Origin of the sequence: Pseudomonas sp. FSL R10-2189 (genome assembly GCF_009600325.1) — a bacterium.
In the GTDB taxonomy this organism is placed as follows: domain Bacteria; phylum Pseudomonadota; class Gammaproteobacteria; order Pseudomonadales; family Pseudomonadaceae; genus Aquipseudomonas; species Aquipseudomonas helleri.
Genome location: NZ_WIVZ01000017.1, coordinates 52,198 through 70,063, shown reverse-complemented (window position 1 = coordinate 70,063; position 17,866 = coordinate 52,198). Strand labels below are relative to the sequence as shown.

Annotated in this window: 17 protein-coding genes; 7 read left to right on the top strand and 10 right to left on the bottom strand. The window is 60.1% G+C overall.

Annotated features, from left to right (window positions below):
• The first annotated feature begins 13 nt into the window (after positions 1-13).
• The 6 genes from GHO32_RS14035 (at position 14) to GHO32_RS14010 (ending at position 5,491) form a co-directional block, all read left to right on the top strand.
• Entirely contained in the window at positions 14-679 is a 666-nt protein-coding gene (locus tag GHO32_RS14035) for a fumarylacetoacetate hydrolase family protein (RefSeq protein WP_153334393.1), read from the top strand.
• 183 nt (positions 680-862) lie between these two features.
• Entirely contained in the window at positions 863-1,906 is a 1,044-nt protein-coding gene (locus GHO32_RS14030; protein WP_153334394.1) for a DUF5924 family protein, read from the top strand.
• Positions 1,907-1,985: 79 nt separating this feature from the next.
• Positions 1,986-3,116: an ABC transporter permease gene (locus tag GHO32_RS14025; protein WP_153334467.1), complete on the top strand. Its 1,131-nt coding sequence runs from the start codon at positions 1,986-1,988 to the stop codon at positions 3,114-3,116.
• Entirely contained in the window at positions 3,113-3,916 is an 804-nt protein-coding gene (locus tag GHO32_RS14020; protein WP_048371183.1) for an ABC transporter ATP-binding protein, read from the top strand. The genes GHO32_RS14025 and GHO32_RS14020 overlap by 4 nt, the downstream gene beginning before the upstream one ends.
• Before the next feature lies 1 nt (position 3,917).
• Positions 3,918-4,856, top strand: a complete 939-nt coding sequence (locus GHO32_RS14015) for an MlaD family protein (RefSeq protein WP_153334395.1) — start codon at positions 3,918-3,920, stop codon at positions 4,854-4,856.
• Complete coding sequence (locus GHO32_RS14010; RefSeq protein WP_153334396.1) at positions 4,853-5,491, top strand: ABC-type transport auxiliary lipoprotein family protein; 639 nt, start codon at positions 4,853-4,855, stop codon at positions 5,489-5,491. The genes GHO32_RS14015 and GHO32_RS14010 overlap by 4 nt, the downstream gene beginning before the upstream one ends.
• A gap of 106 nt (positions 5,492-5,597) precedes the next feature.
• Here the strand turns inward: GHO32_RS14010 and GHO32_RS14005 are convergent, their stop codons facing one another.
• The 6 genes from GHO32_RS14005 to exbB form a co-directional block, all read right to left on the bottom strand.
• Positions 5,598-6,998: an aminoacyl-tRNA deacylase and HDOD domain-containing protein gene (locus GHO32_RS14005; protein ID WP_153334397.1), complete on the bottom strand. Its 1,401-nt coding sequence runs from the start codon at positions 6,996-6,998 to the stop codon at positions 5,598-5,600.
• Positions 6,999-7,079: 81 nt separating this feature from the next.
• Positions 7,080-9,155 carry an ATP-dependent DNA helicase RecG gene (gene recG, locus GHO32_RS14000; protein ID WP_153334398.1) on the bottom strand — a complete coding sequence of 692 codons (2,076 nt, stop codon included), beginning with the start codon at positions 9,153-9,155 and terminating at the stop codon, positions 7,080-7,082.
• Positions 9,156-9,164: 9 nt separating this feature from the next.
• Complete coding sequence (locus GHO32_RS13995) at positions 9,165-10,085, bottom strand: hydrogen peroxide-inducible genes activator (protein WP_153331249.1); 921 nt, start codon at positions 10,083-10,085, stop codon at positions 9,165-9,167.
• A gap of 266 nt (positions 10,086-10,351) precedes the next feature.
• The gene (locus GHO32_RS13990) at positions 10,352-11,098 is read right to left on the bottom strand and encodes an energy transducer TonB (protein ID WP_153334399.1); all 747 of its coding nucleotides are present in this window, start codon (positions 11,096-11,098) and stop codon (positions 10,352-10,354) included.
• Positions 11,095-11,520, bottom strand: coding sequence for a TonB system transport protein ExbD (exbD, locus tag GHO32_RS13985; protein WP_153334400.1), 426 nt, complete (start codon positions 11,518-11,520; stop codon positions 11,095-11,097). Before exbD ends, GHO32_RS13990 begins: the two co-directional genes overlap by 4 nt.
• A 6-nt stretch (positions 11,521-11,526) precedes the next feature.
• Entirely contained in the window at positions 11,527-12,507 is a 981-nt protein-coding gene (gene exbB / locus GHO32_RS13980; protein WP_153334401.1) for a tonB-system energizer ExbB, read from the bottom strand.
• A 189-nt stretch (positions 12,508-12,696) separates the two neighbouring features.
• Here exbB and GHO32_RS13975 point away from each other — a divergent pair, with 189 nt between their 5' ends.
• Positions 12,697-13,557, top strand: coding sequence for an SDR family oxidoreductase (locus GHO32_RS13975; RefSeq protein ID WP_153334403.1), 861 nt, complete (start codon positions 12,697-12,699; stop codon positions 13,555-13,557).
• Positions 13,558-14,097: 540 nt separating this feature from the next.
• Here GHO32_RS13975 and GHO32_RS13970 read toward each other — a convergent pair.
• The 4 genes from GHO32_RS13970 to rpoZ all read right to left on the bottom strand — a co-directional run bounded on the left by GHO32_RS13970 (position 14,098) and on the right by rpoZ (position 17,753).
• Entirely contained in the window at positions 14,098-14,847 is a 750-nt protein-coding gene (locus GHO32_RS13970; RefSeq protein WP_153334405.1) for a hypothetical protein, read from the bottom strand.
• A 71-nt stretch (positions 14,848-14,918) separates the two neighbouring features.
• On the bottom strand, positions 14,919-15,299 hold the full coding sequence (locus GHO32_RS13965; RefSeq protein ID WP_019410296.1) for a RidA family protein: 381 nt from the start codon (positions 15,297-15,299) through the stop codon (positions 14,919-14,921).
• Between the two features lie 24 nt (positions 15,300-15,323).
• Entirely contained in the window at positions 15,324-17,429 is a 2,106-nt protein-coding gene (gene spoT / locus GHO32_RS13960; protein WP_048372386.1) for a bifunctional GTP diphosphokinase/guanosine-3',5'-bis pyrophosphate 3'-pyrophosphohydrolase, read from the bottom strand.
• Between the two features lie 60 nt (positions 17,430-17,489).
• Complete coding sequence (gene rpoZ, locus GHO32_RS13955; protein WP_016782707.1) at positions 17,490-17,753, bottom strand: DNA-directed RNA polymerase subunit omega; 264 nt, start codon at positions 17,751-17,753, stop codon at positions 17,490-17,492.
• Between the last annotated feature and the right edge of the window lie 113 nt (positions 17,754-17,866).

Genomic DNA, 17,866 nt, shown 5'->3' with positions numbered 1-17,866 from the left:
GCGGAGTCGATCCATGAGCTATCAGCACCAATACGTCGACGGTACCCGGATTCACTTTCCTATCGGCAAAGTCGTGTGCATCGGGCGTAACTATGCCGAGCACGCCAAAGAGCTGGATAACCCGATCCCGACTGAGCCGCTCTTGTTTATCAAGCCCGGCAGTTGTGTGGTGCCGACCGAAGGCGGGTTTGCCATCCCGCACGATCGCGGTTCGGTGCATTACGAAGCCGAAATTTCGGTGCTGATCGGCAAGCCGTTGTCCAACAACCCAAGCGCCGAAGAAGTATTGGACGCGATCTCGGGCTTCGCGCCGGGCCTGGACCTGACCCTGCGCGAGAAGCAATCTGAGCTCAAGGCTAAAGGTCTGCCGTGGGAAGTCGCCAAGTCGTTCGACGGCGCCTGCGTACTCGCACCGTTCGTACCGAGCTGCACGTTCCCGGACGTGACTGACATTGGCATCCGCCTGACCATCAACGGCGAAGTGCGCCAGGACGGCAACAGCGCCCTGATGCTCAACCCGATTGTGCCGATGATTCAGTACATGGCCGGGTGCTTCTCGCTGCAAGCGGGCGACGTGATCATGACCGGCACGCCTGTGGGTGTTGGCCCGCTGAACGTGGGCGATGAGCTGGTGCTGGAACTGCCAGGCGCCAGCCGCTTCGAAAGCATCGTTCGCTGATACTCCCTCTGTGAGCTGCCGCAGGCTGCGATCTTTTGACCTTGAACATCAAAAGATCGCAGCCATCGTTCCTCGGCGGCTCCTACGGGGTATTCGCCAACTGGGGCGCAATCCCCCGGACGCCAACCGCGCTAAACCGTTATTCTGTTGCGGATTTTTCCTACGCAGAATGTGAATCACCGAATGCCAAACTGGAACCACTACGTACAGCGCGTCCTGGAGTTGATGAAGCGTTACCCAGGGCTGATTGCGCTGTTCGGTTTTTGCTCGGGTGTGGGCAGTTTCATTTTGGTGGACCGCCAGCAAGGCATGGCCCGCTGGATCGCGGTGATCCTGCTGGTGAGCTGGGTCTGGCTGATGCTCGAAAACACCCTGACCCAATGGTTTGCCCGCGTCTTTAAACGCGAAATCCCCCCGCCTTTGCTGCGTTATGCAACGCAGATGATTCATCAGGAAAGCCTGTTTTTCGTCCTGCCGTTCTTTTTCATCACCACCACCTGGAACAGCGGCCAACTGGTGTTTACCGGCCTGCTGGGCGCCGCCGCGCTGGTGACCATCACCGACCCGCTGTATTACAAATGGCTGGCACCACGGCGCTGGCTGTACCTGGGCATGCACACGCTGGCGCTGTTCGCGGCGCTGCTGACTGCGCTGCCGATCATCCTTAACCTGACCACCGCCGAGAGCTACAAACTGGCGCTGGGCGCAGCCGTGCTGCTTTCAATCCCCAGCATGGCAGTCAGCCTGCCCCTTAAAACCTGGCGTGGCTGGCTGGTGTTGCCGCTGATCGTCATCGCGCTGGGGGCGACGGGCTGGCTGCTACGCTCGTGGGTGCCGCCCGCAACGCTGTGGATGACCGAAGTCGCGGTCACGACGCAAGTCCAGAGCCGCACGCCCGGCGAGAGCATCGAGCAGATCAGCGTCAGCCAGCTGCGCAGCCAGGGTTTGTATGCCTACACCTCGATCAATGCGCCCCGCGGCCTCAACGAGCGGATCTACCACGTGTGGCTGCTCAACGGCCAAGAGGTGGACCGCATCGCCCTGGATATTCACGGCGGACGCAAGGAAGGCTACCGGGCCTGGACCCACAAACTGAACTTCCCGCCCAACCCGGTCGGGCGCTGGCAGGTCAAAGTGTTGACCGAAGACGGACAGATGATTGGTGTGCTGCGCTTCAAAGTCACCGACACAGATCAATCCACGCCCACCGATGTACAGGCAAACTGAAACACTTTTACAAGAGTGTGCTATTACATAAGGTCTGCGTTTAAGCGTACTGAGCATGGAGCCTACGACTATTACTGCCATGGCGGGCGATGCCCAACTAGACACGTCAAGTAATCCTGCGCGGCTGATAATCAGTGGCCAATGGACATTGGCCAATTATGCCCGGCTGAAAAAGCTGACTGAACAGCTCGCGGGCAAATACGACGCCAGTACTCACATTGACCTCGATGACGTGTCCCGCCTGGACACCGCAGGCGCGTCGTTGCTGGTTGAGTTGCTGGGCGCCGAGCGCGTCAGCCAACTGGCCGACAGCGCCACCAAACTCCCCGAGGCCGACCGCGCCCTGCTGCAAACCGTGTACTCCTCGATGCGCGACTTCTGCGTGCCGGTCAAAGCGGTCGAAATCAATATCGGCCTCTTGCTGCTGAGCCGCATCGGCAGCGCGGTCTACACGCTGTGGCAAGACACCTTGCAGTTGCTGGGGTTTATCGGGGTCATTCTGCAGAGCATTGCCCGCAACCTGTTGCGCCCCAAGCAGTGGCGCGTCACGCCGGTGGTGGCGCAGATCGAACAAATCGGCCTCAACGCCACGCCGATTGTGGCGCTGCTGACCTTTATGGTGGGCGCCGTGGTGGCGTTTTTGGGGGCCACGGTGCTGGCCAATTTTGGCGCCGGGATCTACACCGTCGACCTGGTGGCGTTTTCATTTCTGCGTGAGTTTGGCGTGCTGCTGACCGCCATCCTCCTGGCGGGCCGCACGGCCAGTTCGTTTACCGCGCAAATTGGCTCGATGAAGGCCAACGAAGAGATCGATGCAATCCGCACGCTAGGCCTGGACCCCATGGACCTTTTGGTGGTGCCACGGGTGCTGGCGCTGCTGATCGCCCTGCCGATGCTGACCTTTCTGGCCATGATGGCCGGGATTTTGGGCGGCGCGGTGGTGTGCGTGGTGTCGCTGGGCATCTCGCCGGACATGTTTATTTCGATGCTGCATTCCGACATCGGCGTTAAAAACTTTTTGGTGGGCATGGTCAAAGCGCCGTTCTTTGCGTTTTTGATTGCCGCCGTCGGTTGCCTTGAGGGCTTTAAAGTCAGCGGCAGCGCCGAGTCGGTGGGTGCGCACACCACCTCAAGCGTGGTGCAGTCGATCTTTATCGTGATCCTGCTCGACGCCGTGGCCGCGCTGTTCTTTATGGAGATGGGCTGGTGAGTACGCCAACGAAGACGCCTCGCGAGGCGGTGATCGAAGTGCGCGACCTGTGCAATCGGTTTGGCACCCAAACCGTGCACGAGCACCTCGATCTGGATGTGTACAAAGGCGAAATTCTCGGCGTGGTTGGCGGCTCCGGCACGGGCAAATCGGTGCTGTTGCGCAGCATTGTCGGCCTGCGCCGCCCCACAGAGGGCGAAGTGCGGGTATTCGGCCAAGACCTGCTGAGCCTGCCCGAAGCCCAGCGATCGTTGATTGAGCGGCGTTTTGGTGTGCTGTTTCAGCAAGGCGCGCTGTTTTCGTCGCTGACGGTCACCGAAAACATCGCCATGCCCTTGATCGAACACGCCGGGCTGAGCCGCCCCGACGCCGAGCATCTGGCGCTGGTCAAGCTGGCGTTGGCCGGGCTGCCGCTGTCGGCTGCCGACAAGTACCCTTCGGCGCTGTCTGGCGGGATGATCAAGCGCGCCGCTCTGGCCCGTGCCCTGGCGCTGGACCCGGACATCCTGTTTCTTGACGAACCCACGGCCGGGCTCGACCCGATTGGCGCGGCGGCGTTCGACCAACTGATTCTGACCCTGCGCGATGCGCTGGGTTTGAGTGTGTTTTTGGTCACCCACGACCTCGACACGCTGTACACCATCACGGACCGGGTGGCGGTGTTGTCGCAAAAACGGGTGTTGGTCGCCGCGCCAATCGCCGAAGTCGAAAACTTCGACGATCCCTGGATTCATGAGTATTTCCATGGCCCTCGTGGCCGCGCCGCGTATGAAGCGGCAACCCAGCGTAAGGAGCATTGACATGGAAACCCGCGCCCATCATGTATTGATCGGCCTGTTCAGCGTGTTGGTCGTCGCAGGCGCCATGCTGTTTGGCCTGTGGCTGGCGAAGTCGAGCATGGACGATACGTTCACGGACTACGAAGTGGTGTTCAACGAGGCCGTCAGCGGCTTGTCCAAAGGCAGCTCGGTGCAATACAACGGGATCAAGGTCGGTGACGTGATTGAACTGCGTCTGGACGACAAAGACCCGCGTCGCGTACTGGCGCGCATTCGCCTGGCGGCCGGCACGCCGGTTAAAGTCGACACCAAGGCCAAGCTGGCACTGACCGGCGTGACCGGCACCTCGATCATCCAGCTCAGCGGCGGTGACCCAAGCAGCCCGATGCTCAAAGGCAAAGACGGCAAATTGCCGGTGATCGTGGCCTCGCCCTCGCCGATTGCCCGACTGTTGACCGATGGCAACGACATGCTGGCCAACATCAACATCCTGCTGCACAACGCCAACCGATTGTTCTCCCATGAGAACGTCGACAGCGTGGCCAAAACCCTGTCGAATTTTGAGCAAACCACCAGCGCCATTGCTGACCAGCGCAACGACATCGCGCAGACCCTCAAGCAGCTGTCGCAAGTGGGCAAACAAGCCTCGGCGACGCTGGAGCAAACCACCGCACTGATGCGCAACGCCAACGGCTTGCTCAACAGCCAGGGTAAGCAAGTGTTCACCAGCGCCGAGCAGGCCATGCACTCGCTGGAGCAGAGCACGGCGACCATCAACACGCTGATCAACAACAACGAAGCCTCGCTCAACAGCGGGCTGCAAGGGCTTAATCAGTTGGGCCCGGCGGTCAATGAATTGCGCGAGACGCTGAACACGCTGCGGGGCATTTCGCGGCGTCTGGAAGCCAACCCGAGCGGTTACTTGCTGGGCCGCGAGCAGAACAAGGAATTCACCCCATGATCCGACCTTACCGCCTGGCAGGCTCCCTCTTCCTGGCCGCCAGCCTGAGCCTGCTCAGCGCTTGCTCGATTTTCCCCAAGCCCGAAGTGGTAGACGTGTATCGCCTGCCCGATGCGCAAACGCCGATTGCGGCCAACCAGGGCGCCCCGGTGAAGTGGTCGTTGCGCCTTGATAAACCAATGGCCAGCAACACGCTGAACAGCCAGAACATCGCCGTGGTGCCCGACGGCAACCTGATCAGCAACTACAAGGGCGCACGCTGGAGCGACGCGGCCCCGGCATTGTTGCGCAATCGCCTGCTGGACGCCTTTTTACAAGACGGCCGGGTGCAGGCGCTGAGTACCGATGACAGCAACTTGCAGTCCGATTACGAATTAGGCGGCGAGTTGTTGGCGTTCCAGACGCACTACAACGGCAAAAGCCCGGAAGTGCTGGTGCAATACAACGCTCGACTGGTGCGCAGCAGCGATCAGCGCATCATCAGTTCCAAACGTTTTGAAGCACGCCAACCGCTGAGCAATCCGATGGTGCCGCAGGTTGTCGCAGGCTTTGGCCAGGCGGCCGATACGCTGATGCCGCAAGTGGTGCAGTGGGCGATCCAGCAAGGGCAGGCCCAGTCGCAGTCGCAACGGTAACTATCCGTGGGAGCGGGCTTGCTCGCGATGGGAAAGACTCGGTGTTACAGACACACCGCGTCGCCTATATCGCGAGCAAGCCCGCTCCCACATGAAAGGTTACGCGTTAGACCTGGCTGAATTTGTTGGCGAGTTCGCGCAGCAGCACTTCGGCTTCCAGCACTTTGTTGACCGCGTCTTCGGCTTTTTCGCGGGTCACATTCAAGCGCTCGAACAGCGCATCAGGCAGTGGCGCATAGGCCCCGTGGCCAACCCCGCGATTGCGCAACAAGCCCAAGGCCATGCACACCAGATTCGGGTATTCGGCATCGGCGTCGATGTAGTCCGGGTCGTGCTGGAAACGCAACGCGGCGGTCAATTCATCCGGCATGCCCCAATGGCGCATCAGCCAGGCGCCCATTTGTTCGCGGCTGATGCCCAGCAGGTGCTGCTCGATCACGCTGTGGCTAACGTGCGGGTTGACCTCAAGGTGGCGGCAGATCAGCGAAAAGTGCGGCGGAAACACGTGGGCCAGCAACAGGTAGCCGAAGTTGTGCAGTAGCCCGGCGAGATACGCCAGCCCGGTTTCCGGGCGTTTGTCACGCGGCATGCTGCGGGTCAGGCCTTCAATTACCGCCGCCGTGTAGATCGACTGTTGCCAGTACGGCGTGCAGGACTGCGGGTTGTCCTTGGGCAAGCTCAGGGTTTTACCCAGTGACAGGCTCAAGGCCAGGTTGATCACCAGATCAACTCCCAGCACGCGCACGATGGCGTCCTCAACGGAGCGGATTTTGCTCGGCGCCGCGTAGTACGACGACGATGCCCAGCTCATGACTTGGGCCGCCAGCGCCGGGTCGGTTTCCACCACGCTGGTGATTTCATCGATGGTGACTTCAGGGTCAACCCGCAGGCGCATGATTTTGCGCACGCTCTCTGCTAGCGGCGGTATTTCGATGGTGGCTTCAAGCCGCTGCTGAATGCGTCGCGCCGTGAAGGCCTTGACTGCCTGGGTGATGGCTTCGCTGTCGTCGTCAGGGCGGTTCAGGTTGAGGGTGATCTCGCTCAGAGGCTCACCAAAGCGCCCGGCGTTGGCCACGCCCAGCAAGCGCAGGAAGTCTTCGCGGGTGACTTCCAGCAACAGGCCCGGCTCACCCGAGCTGATCAGCAGCAGCGGCTGTTGCAGCAGTTGCTCTTCGTACAGGCAAGACGAACGGGTAATGGCCGGCAGACCCGGCAGTTGCTTCAGGCCATGGCGGTCGAGTATCTCGCGCAGCCGACTTTGGGCAACAGCAGCCATGCGACGCCCGATCAAGTCGGCCAAGCGGTTGAGGTCAAGCAATTGGCTCTGGGCGAACATCACCATCAAGGCGCCAGCGGTGTCATCGAGCAGCACGGCCTGGACTTTGCTGTCCGGGTTGAGCCCCGGATGGTCGAGGACTTCTCGATAGGCAACCGCCCGTTCACTGAGCAACTGCTGAACAACCGGTGGCGTGCTCGGAACGGCGAGGGCAATAGCGACTTTACTCATGATCTGCATCCGATGTGTGCAACTCAAATTTGATAACCCGGTATTGGATCGGCCGCATCTGTATTTACTGAACGATCTTTTTTACACCTGACCGTACTGCTGGCCATGGCGTAACCAGCGATCCAGTAATGGACTGACGTGACTCGGCCAGCGCTCCAGCAACGCCAGGGCGGCGTCGCGCACGGCGGGTAGCAAATCGGCATCGCGCATCAAGTCGGCCACTTTGAATTGCAACAGCCCGGTTTGCCGGGTGCCGAGCATTTCGCCGGGGCCGCGCAGTTCAAGGTCTTTTTCAGCGATCACAAAACCATCGTTGGTTTCGCGCATGATGCCCAGACGCTGACGTCCGATTTGTGACAGCGGCGGATGGTAGAGCAGCACGCAATGGCTGGCCGCGCTGCCCCGGCCCACGCGCCCGCGCAGCTGGTGCAGTTGCGACAAGCCGAGACGCTCGGGGTTTTCGATGATCATCAGGCTGGCATTGGGCACGTCCACGCCGACTTCGATCACGGTGGTTGCGACCAGCAATTGCAGCTCGCCGGCTTTGAATTGGGCCATGACTTCGGCTTTTTCAGCGGCCTTCATGCGGCCGTGGATCAGGCCAACGCGCAGCTCGCCCAACGCGCTGGACAGGTCTTCGAAGGTGCTTTCGGCGGCCTGGCAGGTCATTTCTTCGGATTCTTCAATCAGGGTGCACACCCAATACGCTTGTCGCCCTTCGGCGCAGGCCGCGCGCACCCGCTCAATCACTTCAACCCGCCGCGTGTCGACCACCAGCACGGTGTTGACCGGGGTTCGGCCGGGCGGCAGTTCGTCGAGGATCGAGGTGTCGAGGTCGGCGTAGGCGCTCATGGCCAGGGTCCGCGGGATCGGGGTGGCGGTCATGATCAACTGGTGCGGGCACATGACCCCGCCCACGCCTTTGTTGCGCAAGGCCAGACGTTGCTGCACGCCGAAGCGGTGCTGTTCGTCGATGATCACCAGCGCCAGGTTCTTGAACTGCACCTGGTCCTGGAACAACGCATGGGTACCGACCACCATCGGGGCGCCATTAGCGATTTGCTCCAGCGATGCTGCCCGCGCCTTGCCCTTGAGCTTGCCGGCCAGCCAGGCGACTTCGAGACCCAGCGGCTCCAGCCAGCGTTTAAAGCTGATGAAGTGCTGCTCGGCGAGGATTTCAGTGGGCGCCATCAAGGCCACCTGATAACCGGCCTCCAGCGCCTGCAGGGCGGCCAGGGCTGCGACAACGGTTTTACCCGCGCCCACATCGCCCTGGATCAGGCGCAGCATGGGTTCGGGCTGGCTGAGGTCGTAGGCGATTTCGTTGCCGACCCGCACTTGCGCGCCCGTGGGCGGGAAGCCCAGGTTAGCGAGGTATTGCTTGGGCAGCTTTTTAGCCTTGGGCAACGCCGGAGCTTGCTGCGAGCGCAAGCTCTCGCGCAGGCGTTGCTGCGAAAGCTGGTGAGTCAGCAGTTCTTCAAACGCCAGGCGGTGCTGGGCCCAGTGATGGCCCAGCGCGAGTTCTTCAACATCGGCATCGGCGGGCGGCTGATGCAAATAGCGAATGGCCTCGTCCAGCGGGGCCAGTTGGTAATCCTTGGCCAGTTCGGGCGGCAACCAGTCGGGCAGGCTGCGCGGCCCAAGCATGGCCAGGCTTTGCTGGCTGAGTTGGCGCAAGCGCTGCTGGGTCAGGCCTTCGGTGGTCGGGTAGATCGGCGTCAGGGTGGTGTCGACCGGCGGCGGCTCAGCGCCGGTGATGGCGCGGTATTCGGGATGGTAAATCTCCAGCCCCGACGCACCGGGCCGCGCCTCGCCATAGCAGCGCACTTCGGTGCCGCGCTTGAGGCTTTCTTTTTGCGCATTGCTGAAATGGTAAAATCGCAGGCTCAAGCCGCCGGTGCCGTCGTTAATACGCACCAGCAGGCTACGGCGCTTACCCATTACCACGTCGAGGCCGATCACCCGGCCTTCGACCACGGCGTCTTGCCCCGGCCGCAGCGCGCCAATCGGCACCACACGGGTGCGGTCCTGATAGCGCAATGGCAGGTGGAAAAGCACGTCCTGAACGGTTTCGAGCCCGACCTTGGCCAATTTCTCGGCCATGGCCTCACCGACGCCCTTGAACACGGTGACCGGCACGTTAGACAACTCAGTCATTTCAGCTTCTTACGTCGCAGCAGGTGGCTTGGCCACGGAACACAGGCGGATCGAGTCCGCGAGGATTTCAATGGCTTTTGGCCGAGGGAAGCTGGCGCGCCAGGCAATTGCTACCGTGCGAAACGGCACCGGCGGGGTCAGCGGGCGCACCGACAAAATGCCAGGTGCGTAATGGTGGCTGTCGACCGCCGACAACGGCAGGATCGAAATCCCCAGGCCCGAGGCCACCATGTGCCGGATGGTTTCCAGCGAGCTGGATTCCACCGTGGTGTGCTTGGCGCCATCAGCGCCTTTGGTCAGCGTCGGGCAGGCCTCAAGCACTTGGTCACGGAAGCAGTGGCCTTCACCCAGCAACAACAAGCTCTTGTCGTTGAGCAGGCTGGCGTCGATGGTGTCTTTTTTGCTCCACGGGTGTTCACTCGGCATCAGCACATAGAACGGCTCGTCGTAGAGCGGCAACGTCAGCACGTCGGCTTCGTGGAACGGCAGCGCGATGATGATCGCGTCCAGCTCGCCGTTGCGCAGTTTGTCGCGCAGTACGTGTGTGAAGTTTTCTTCGATGTACAACGGCATTTGCGGGGCGACCCGATGCAGTTGCGGAATAAGGTGTGGGAAAAGGTACGGGCCAACGGTGTAAATCGCCCCGACTTTGAGCGGAGCGGTCAGTTGGTTCTTGCCGGCCTGGGCCAGTTCGCGAATCCCCTGGGCTTGCTCAAGCACCTTTTGCGCCTGGGCAACGATACCTTCACCTACAGGCGTGAGACGCACAGCGCTTTTGCTGCGCTCGAAAATCAGCACACCGAGTTCGTCTTCCAGTTTTTTCACGCCCACTGACAGCGTCGGCTGGCTGACGTGGCAACGCTCGGCGGCATGGCCGAAGTGTTGTTCTTGGGCGAGCGTAACGATGTAGCGCAATTCGGTAAGAGTCATAGCGGGCGTCCCTGTATTGACGAGCCAAGCATAACGGCTGCAATCGATAGACGCACGTTATCACTCATTGCCCAGGGAACCACAGTGACTGCGGCAGGTTTCATCCGCAGCTTTGTAGTCGCTGACGAAGCATGAGGCTGCGATGGGTTGCGAAGCGACCCCGAACGGCGGTCCTGCGGCCCGCATCGCAGCCTTCGTACCTCGTCAGCGGCTACAGGGGCGGGGCCAACATGCACAAAGGGCACCCTGAGGTGCCCTTTGTGGTGTTAACGCCGACGTTTATCGATGGAATAAACAAACGGTGCCACGATTTCGATGCTGCCGTTGGTCAGCATTTCTGGCGGCGGCTTGGGCAATGGCTGTGCCCGGCGAATCATTTCCAGGGTGGCCCAGTCCAGATCCGCGTTGCCGGAGCGACCTACCAACTCGTAGGACAGCACCTTGCCTTCAGCGTCGACCACGAAGCGCAGACGGTTCAGACCTTCCTTGCCCCGCGACTGAGCTGCTGGTGGGTACTTCTTGTACTTGCCCAAGTGGGCCAGCAACGTACCTTCCCAGCTGGCTTTGGCAGCCAGTTGTTGTGGCGACGGGCCAGGAGCCGGTGCAGCAGACTTCTCAGTCGGGGCCTTGGTCGGCGTGGCGTCGCTTGGTTTCTCTTCTGACGGCTTTTCTTTGACCGGATCAGGTTTTTCCACAGGCTTGGGCGGTTGAGGCTTTTGCTTGGGTTTGACCGGTTTTGGAACAGCGATCTTCGGCTTGGGCGCTTCAGCCAGCTTGGGTATCGGCAACTCTTCCACTGGGGCCGGTGGTTGCGGTGGTGTCACCACTTTCGGCGGCGCAGGCGGTGGTGGTGCTGGCATCGGCGCCAGATCAACCATCATGGCTTGCGGTGGAAGTTCGATAGCCCGTGGGTTGGACCATTGCAGGGCAAGAATCACTGCCACTGCATGGACACCCAACACCACGGCCAAGCTGATTGCGTAACGCGTCATCTTTTGGCGCGCTATGGTCATTTCTTGGCTGCCGTCTCTAATCCGACCAGACCTACCTTCAAGTAACCGGCTGCGCGCAGTGCATCCATCACGCTCATCAAGTCACCGTAGTCCACGCCTTTGTCGGCCTGGAAGAAGATCGTCGTGTTTTTGTTGTTGTGAGTCCTGGCATCCAGGGTCGGACCCAACGCCTCAACCGTGACCGGCTCTTCGCCCAGGTACAGGCGCTGATCAGCCTTGACGCTGAGGAACACCGGTTTCTCTGGCCGTGGCGCCGGTTTGGCGGTCGAAGCGGGCAGGTCAACCTTGATATCCACAGTGGCCAGCGGTGCGGCCACCATAAAGATGATCAGCAGCACCAGCATCACGTCAATAAAGGGGGTGACGTTGATTTCATGGTTCTCGGCGAGATCGTCATCGCCTTCTTTTAAATGCAGGCCCATGGCCGATTACCCCACTTTCACCATGTGCGGTTGCGAGCTGCGCTCGGGCGGCAGGTGATCGAGGTCACGGCTAACCAGCAGCAACACTTCTGCCGACGCATCCGCCACCTGAGCTTTGTAGCCGGTGATGGAGCGGGCGAAGACGTTGTAAATTACTACCGCAGGGATCGCTGCAACCAGGCCCAGTGCAGTGGCCAGCAAGGCCTCGGCAATACCCGGTGCAACCACGGCCAGGTTGGTGGTTTGAGTTTTAGCGATACCGATAAAGGAGTTCATGATGCCCCACACGGTACCGAACAGACCTACGAACGGGGCGGTGGAACCGATGGTTGCCAGCACGCCGGTGCCGCTGCTCATGTTACGACCGCAGGCAGCCACCAGGCGCTCAAGACGGAAGCTCACACGTTCCTTGATGCCTTCTTTCTCACGGCTATTGGCCGACAGGCGCATTTCTTCCATCGCGTCTTGCACCAGCAGGTGCGCGAGGGTGCCTTCTTTGGCAGCGGTTTCGCTGGCTTCCTGAAGGGTACGGGCTTTTTTCAGGTTAGCGATTTCACCGCGCAGACGACGCTTGGCGCCCAAGACTTCAAAGCCTTTGGCAATCCAGATGGTCCAGGTGATGATCGACGCAATGGCCAAGCCGATCATCACGATTTTTACGATGATGTCAGCGTTTTTGTACATGCCCCATGGGGACAGGTCGTGGGCCATGCCCAGGCTGTTGTCTTCTTCAGCGATCACTTGCGGTGCATCATCGGCCGGTGCGCCAGTGCCTTCTGCCAGGGCAGGGTCGGTCGCGACGGGGGCAGCAACAGGCGCCGGGGCCGCAGCTTCGGTCGCAGAATGTGCAGCGGGGGCAGCAGGCTCATCGGCAAAGGCCGCAGCAGGTGCCAGCAAGAAGCTGAACATCAGCGCCGCAAGCCCACGCCATAGACGTGAAGGGCTCGAAAGCTGGGTTGGCGAAGCGGTGGGTTGATTGCGTGTCATGCTAGCCGGACCTGAAGAAAGAAAAAGAAGAATTGCCCTACAGCGCGTCTTAAGACCCAGGGCAAACGATGCGTTATTATTGCAAGTAATTCTTGTTAACAAAAGCGAATGCACTTGTTTTTTTCAAATGTCACGACCTTGGTCGTGTCCGTTCAGCCATTTTTGTAACATTTGGTAAGGAGTTTTGAGATGTCCAATGCCACAGCATTGATCGTCGGTTGCGGTGATGTCGGAAGTCGCTTGGCCACTCAGTTGCTCGATAAAGGCTGGCAGGTCTATGGGCTGCGCCGCTCCATCGATCGCTTGCCAGCAGGCGTTATCGGTGTCGCAGGCGACCTGTTCAATGAGGCATGCCCGGCTGACTGGCCGACCGGCCCGATTGATTACCTGGTGTATAGCACCGCGGCCACCGAACACGATGAGGCGGGTTATCAGGCCGCTTATGTTGAGGGTTTGAAGCACACCTTGAGCTGGCTCAAACAGCATAACCAGCAGCCCAAGCGCCTGTTGTTTGTGTCCAGCAGCGGCGTTTATGTGCAGCAAGACGGGGAATGGGTGGATGAAACCTCCCCTGCGCAGGCCACCAACTACTCCGGTCGCATCATGCTCGAGGCCGAGCAAGTAGCGCTGCGCAGCGGTGTGCCCGCCAGTGTCGTGCGCCTGACCGGCATTTATGGGCCGGGCCGGGAATGGCTGCTGGGGCAAGTGCGCAAGGGTTATCGGGTTGCGGTCAATCCGCCGCTGTACGGCAACCGCATTCACGCCGATGACGCTGCCGGGCTGCTGGCCTTTTTGCTGGAAGCGGCTGATCAGGGCAAAACGCTGGACGACTGCTACATCGGTGTCGACAACGCACCCGCGCCGCTGGCCGAGGTGGTGGACTGGTTGCGCGAGCGCCTGGGTGTGACCGAATGGGCCGAAGAGGCGAGCGTGCGCCGTGCGGGCAGCAAGCGTTGCAGTAACGCACGGGCTAAAGCATTGGGCTGGGAGCCGCGCTACCCAAGCTACCGCGAAGGCTATGCCGCGATTCTCGACGCTATGAAACCGTAGGAGGGGCCGCCCCGTCTTCGACGCCGCGCTGTCGCGCAGCAAACAGGACAGCGAGTATCTTCAGCATCCCCCAATCGGTTCCCTCTCCTTCGGGAGAGGGCTAGGGTGAGGGAGCTCTTGACTTGAGTACATATCCGTTGCTGCGGCAACGGCCACTTAGGGTTCCGGCCTTACGCCGCGTCACTTTGCAAAAGCGGCAAAGTAACCAAAACGCTTTTGCCCCTACCCCTCGGTGCCTCGCTTTGGCTCGGCATGCCCTCACCACAGGCCTTGCTCCGTGGGCCCGCCGCGATCGGCCATCCATGGCCGTGTCGCGGCTAACCCGGCGTCCTGCCGGGTTACCCTCTGCGCAAAACCTGCGTTCAGCCAGCGTGGTTTAATGGGGCCTTTTAGATCAAGATCAAAAGATCGCGAGCAAGCTCGCTCCTTCAAAGCCTTTAAAATCAATCGCTTATTTTATGTTTGATAAGAGCTGTCGAGGCACGAAGGCTGCGATCTTTTGAAGATCAAAAGATCGCAGCCTTCGGCAGCTCCGCCTGCTTACATAGCAGGCTGTTTCTCCAGCACCCATTCCTGTTTGCCAGGGTAGAGCTGGGGCATTTCGTCAGGCTTGGCGGAGTCTAGTGCCTGGAAGATTTCAAGCCGGTTGCCGTTTCGCACAAAGATATGCGCGGCGCCGATTTCGTCCTGTTGCAGCCACAGGCTGTCGTATTCGCCACTCATCGACGCGCAATCGCCCGCCATGCACAGGGCGTAGGCGTTGTTGTTGGGCAGGCCTTTGACTTGACCGTCCGGCATAAAGGTCACGGTATTGCCCTGCCCCAAGCCGCTGATCACACGCCACTGACCGCCCAGATAGGCCGCCTTGAGCGCGTACTCGAAATTCGTACCTAATGGGGCTTCACTGCTCAGCTTTAGCGGCGTGCGCACAAAGGACTGCTGAGGGTCGGCGTCTGAAGCGGCCTGAACCAGCTCTGCGCCCTGCATATCAAGCTCGATGGCCGAACTGCCATACACCGCCACTTGCCAGGCGCCCTTGTGGCCAGGCGTCAATTTGCCTTCGACCCACTCAAAGCCGTTGGTGTAGTTGGCTTTGGCGTTTTTGGCGTCGATGTCCCATTCAAGGTTCGGCCCGTTAGCCAGCAAGGCTTCACGCAGGTTGCCGCCCTTGGCAGCTTCATCGATTGCGCCCTGGTTAATCCAGACGCCACTGATATCGCGGGGTGCAGGTTCGCTGGCACAGCCGCCCAATAATACGGCGAGCAGTGACAAGGCTAGCGCTTTGCGCATAGTGGAATCCTTTTAAAGCGGGGGGAGAAGCGAGGGGGTTGGCGCAGCATGAATGTGCTGCGCCGAGGGTATTACTCGAGTACCAGAATGGCGTCCATCTCGACTTGCGAACCCTTTGGCAGCGCGGCAACGCCGATGGCTGCACGTGCCGGGTACGGCTGTTCGAAGTACTTGCCCATGATCTCGTTGACCTTGGCGAAGTGGCTCAGGTCGGTCAGGAAGATGTTCAGCTTGACGATGTCTTTGAACGAGCCACCCGCTGCTTCAGCAACCGACTTCAGGTTTTCGAACACCTGAACGGTCTGGGCTTCAAAGCCTTCAACCAGCTCCATGGTTTTTGGGTCCAGCGGGATTTGACCGGACATGTAGACGGTATTGCCAGCTTTGATCGCCTGAGAGTAAGTACCGATCGCTGCAGGTGCCTTATCGCTGGTGATTACAGTCTTGGACATGGGTGACTCCTTGTAATTAGGTGGCTACGCACGCATACGAGTGATGCGGATGACCCCGGTAAGGGCGCGCAGTTTTTTGATCACGCGCGCCAGGTGCACACGGTCGTGCACGCTGACTACCAGTTGGACCACGCTGATTCGACCATCGCGTTCGTCCATGCTGATTTTTTCGATGTTGCCGTCGGCGGCGTTGACGCTGCTGGCCAGCAAGGCGATCAGGCCGCGCTGGTGTTCCAGCTCGACGCGCAATTCGACGTTGAATTCGCCGGTAACGTCCTTGGCCCATGATAGCTGGACGCATTTTTCAGGGTTATGACGGATTTCACTGATATTGCGGCAGTTGTCCAGGTGCACGACCATGCCTTTGCCCGCCGACAGGTGGCCGACAATCGGGTCGCCCGGAATCGGCGTACAACATTTGGCGTAGCTGAGCACCAGGCCTTCTGTGCCGCGAATGGCCAGCGGGCCTTCGGGGCTCGGTAGTTGCTCGCCCTCGCCCAGCAAACGTCGGGCCACGACATACGCCATGCGGTTGCCCAGGCCAATGTCTTCAAGCAGGTCTTCGATGTGTTCCAGGCGATATTCCTGGAGCATGGCCTGAACGCGTTCGGCGGGGATCTTGTCCAGCGCGCTGTTAAAGCCGTTAAGCACTTTGTTCAGCAAACGCTCGCCGAGGCTGATGGACTCGGAACGGCGTTGCAGTTTCAGCGCGTGGCGAATGTGCGTGCGCGCCTTGCCGGTGACCACAAAGTTGAGCCAGGCCGGGTTCGGGCGTGCGCCCGGCGCACTGACGATCTCGACCGTGGAGCCGCTTTGCAGTGGCTCGGACAGCGGCGCGAGACGACGGTTGATCCGGCAGGCAATGCAGCTGTTGCCGACGTCGGTGTGTACCGCGTAGGCAAAGTCGACCGCCGTGGAGCCTTTGGGCAGCTCCATGATCCGGCCTTTGGGCGTAAAGACGTAGACCTCGTCCGGGAACAGGTCGATTTTTACGCTTTCGATAAACTCGAGGGAGTTGCCGGCGCGCTGCTGCATTTCGAGCACGCCCTTGACCCATTGCCGCGCCCGGGCGTGAGTCCCGGTGTGCTGCTCGTCGCCACTGGACTTGTACAGCCAGTGCGCGGCGATGCCATTGTTGGCCATCTCTTCCATTTCACGGGTACGGATCTGAATTTCGATCGGTACGCCGTGCATGCCAAACAGCGTGGTATGCAGCGACTGATAGCCGTTGGCTTTAGGGATTGCGATGTAGTCCTTGAAGCGGCCCGGCAGCGGCTTGTACAAATTATGTACAGCGCCCAGTACGCGGTAGCAGGTGTCCACTTTGTCGACGATGATGCGGAACGCGTACACGTCCATGATCTCGTTGAACGCCCGACGCTTGCCGCGCATCTTTTTATAGATGCCGTAGATGTGCTTTTGCCGCCCGCTCACTTCGCCCTGAATGCCGTCGACGGCCAGACAGTGGCTGAGGGACTCTTCAATCTTGTTGACGATCTCTTTGCGATTGCCCCGGGCGCGCTTGACCGCCTGATAAATGCGCGCCGAGCGCATCGGGTACATCGCTTTGAAACCGAGGTCTTCGAATTCGATACGAATGTTGTGCATGCCCAGCCGGTTGGCGATGGGCGCGTAGATTTCCAGGGTTTCCTTGGCAATCCGCCGGCGTTTTTCGCCGGACAACACTTCGAGGGTGCGCATGTTATGCAAGCGGTCCGCCAGCTTGACCAGAATCACGCGAATGTCGCGGGCCATGGCCATGGCCATTTTCTGGAAGTTTTCAGCTTGGGCTTCGGCTTTGGTTTCGAAGTTCATCTGGGTCAGCTTGCTGACGCCATCGACCAGTTCGGCCACGGTTTCACCGAACTGCGCAACCAGCGCTTCTTTGGCAATACCGGTGTCTTCGATCACGTCATGCAGCATGGCCGCCATCAGGCTCTGATGGTCCATATGCATGTCGGCAAGGATGTTTGCCACTGCCAGCGGGTGCGTGACATAAGGCTCGCCGCTACGTCGGCGTTGGCCGTCGTGGGCTTGTTCTGCGTAGAAATACGCTCGTCGGACCAGATTGACCTGGTCCGCACTGAGGTAGGTCGACAAGCTGTCGGCGAGGGCGTCTATGCTCGGCATGAGGGAGCCTCCTGCCAAAACTGTGAACCCTTCGCCGTACTACGTCGACCGGGCATAGGCTTAGTTCGCCTCGTTGGACTCGTCCTCGAACGCTGCAAACAGCGGTTCGTCTTCGACGATTTCAGCGTTGGCGATAAACTCGTAGCTCATCAGGCCTTCTGCGATTTCGCGCAGGGCAACAACGGTAGGCTTGTCGTTTTCCCACTGAACCAGAGGCTCTTTACCACCGGTGGCCAGTTGACGGGCACGCTTGGTAGACAGCATGACCAGCTCAAAGCGGTTATCCACGTGTTCTAGGCAGTCTTCAACGGTTACGCGGGCCATGGTCTTCCTCGTAGCAAATACAATGTGCGCGCTGCCCGGATGGGCGAGCGGACTCGACAGTTTAAAAAATCACCAGCCATTAGGGAAGCGCTGATTTTTCACTCACCCTGCCC